This window comes from Mesorhizobium sp. M7A.F.Ca.US.005.03.2.1 (assembly GCF_003997795.1).
GTDB lineage: Bacteria > Pseudomonadota > Alphaproteobacteria > Rhizobiales > Rhizobiaceae > Mesorhizobium > Mesorhizobium ciceri.
The window spans coordinates 1-2,101 of record NZ_RZRP01000751.1 but is presented as its reverse complement, the minus strand read 5'-3'; the positions used below and the strand labels follow the sequence as shown (position 1 = coordinate 2,101).

Annotated in this window: 2 protein-coding genes and 1 pseudogene; all 3 read left to right on the top strand. The window is 66.1% G+C overall.

Going from position 1 to position 2,101, the window contains the following annotated elements:
- Positions 1–354 (top strand): annotated as a pseudogene (locus tag EN991_RS41205) (RNA pseudouridine synthase); the annotation flags it as partial.
- The gene (gene rsmD / locus EN991_RS29580) at positions 351–905 is read left to right on the top strand and encodes a 16S rRNA (guanine(966)-N(2))-methyltransferase RsmD (protein WP_013532356.1); all 555 of its coding nucleotides are present in this window, start codon (positions 351–353) and stop codon (positions 903–905) included. The pseudogene EN991_RS41205 and the gene rsmD, both read left to right, overlap by 4 nt.
- A gap of 134 nt (positions 906–1,039) precedes the next feature.
- On the top strand, positions 1,040–2,101 hold a 1,062-nt coding region (locus EN991_RS29575; RefSeq protein ID WP_164769458.1), incomplete at its 3' end, for a pitrilysin family protein.

Below are 2,101 nucleotides of genomic sequence, written 5' to 3'. Positions count from 1 at the left end.
GGCAATTTCGGCGACAAACCGCGCGGTGGCTTCGGCGACAAGCCGCGTGGTGCTTTTGGTGGCAAGCCGGGCGGTGGCAAAAAGTCCGAGCGCGAGCAGCGGCCGATCGAGCCGCCCGGCCAGCGCAAGGCCAATGTCTGGATGGCGCCAGGCGCGCGACCGATCGGCAAGGGCAGGGCCGAAGCTGACGCCGCCAAGGCGGCTGACGCCAAGGCGCGCAAGGCCTCGTTCAAACCGACCTATGGCAAACCGGCCGGTGCAAAGCCATTCGGCAAGCCGCGCGGCGAACGTCCGGGCGGGGCTGGCGGCGGTGAGCGTCCGCGCAACGGTCCCCGAGGCCCCAAAGCGAGATGAGAATCGTCGGTGGTGAGTTTCGCGGGCGTCCGTTGGCGACGCCGCGCTCGAGCGCCATCCGTCCGACGACCGATCGTACCCGCGAGGCGGTCTTCAACGTGCTGGCGCATCGCTTTGCCGAGCAATTGGACGGGGCACGCGTGCTCGACCTGTTCGCCGGCACCGGCGCGCTGGGACTCGAAGCGCTGTCGCGCGGTGCCTCCTACGGTGTCTTCATCGAGGAATCGGCGGAAGGCCGTGGCCTGATCCGCGACAATGTCGAGGCCTTCGGGCTCACCGGCCGCACCAAGATCTTCCGCCGCGATGCCACCGGCCTCGGCGAGGCCGGCACGCTGGCGCCGTTCGGCCTTGTCTTCGCCGACCCGCCCTATGGCAAGGGCCTTGGCGAGCGCGCCTTGCAGTCGGCCAAAGCCGGCGGCTGGCTTCGCCCCGGCGCGCTGTGCGTGGTCGAAGAGGCCGCGGTGGCGTCCTTCGAGCCAGGCCCCGGCTTTTCGGTGCTGGACGAACGCAACTATGGCGAGACCGTCATCCGCTTCATCGAGGCGTCCTGATACGCCTCGTATCCTTGGCCGGCATCCATGGGCCGGCCTCTTTGCCGCCGCCTTTGCCGGCAACATGATCAACAAATCACTTTGCTTGTCGCCAGCACCTTGCCTATCGTCTGTCGACAGAACCGGAGCCGTTGATGACATCCAGGATTGAATGGCTGCGGGGAACGCTGTTGGCGACCTCCTTGGCTTTTGTCGTGACCAGCCCAGTGCTGGCCGAGAGCCCCGTCTTGCCCAACACGGTTCCGGCCGAGTTCAAGGTCACGGATTTCCTGCTCGACAACGGCATGGAGGTGGTCGTCATTCCCGACCACCGTGCGCCGATCGTCACCCACATGGTCTGGTACAAGATCGGCAGCGCCGACGAGCCGCCCGGCAAATCCGGCATCGCGCATTTCTTCGAACATCTGATGTTCAAGGCAACGACCAACCATGCGGCCGGCGAGTTCGACCGCGCCGTCTCCGATATCGGCGGCTCCAACAACGCCTTCACCTCCTATGACTACACCGCTTTCCACGAGACGGTGGCGCCGTCGGCGCTCGAGCTGATGATGAGCTTCGAGGCTGACCGCATGCGCAACCTCATCCTCACCGACGATGTCATCAAGACCGAGCGCGACGTCATCCTCGAGGAGCGCCGCTCGCGTATCGACAACAGCCCCGAGGCTGTGCTGGACGAGGAGGTCGATGCGACGCTGTGGCAGAACCAGCCCTATCGCATTCCGGTCATCGGCTGGATGCAGGAGATGCAGCAGCTGAACCGCGTCGACGCCACCGCCTTCTACGACAAATACTACCGGCCCAATAACGCCGTGCTGATCGTCGCCGGCGATGTCGAACCGGACACGGTGCGGGCGCTGGCCGAAAAGACCTATGGCAAGGTGGCGCGCGGCCCCGATCTGCCGCCCCGCATCCGCCCGGTCGAGCCGGAGCAGAACACCAAGCGCACGGTCACGCTCTCCGATGCCCGCGTGAGCGTGCCGAGCTTTTCCACGCAATGGGTGGTGCCGTCCTATCATTCGGGAAAGCCGGGCGAGGCGGAAGCGCTCGACCTCTTGGCGGAGATCCTCGGCGGCGGCAATCGCAGCCGGCTCTACCAGGCGCTTGTCGTCCAGCAAGGTATCGCATCCAGCGCCGGCGCCTTTTTCCAGGGCACCATGCTCGACGACACCAACTTCACCGTCTACGGCGCGCCGCGC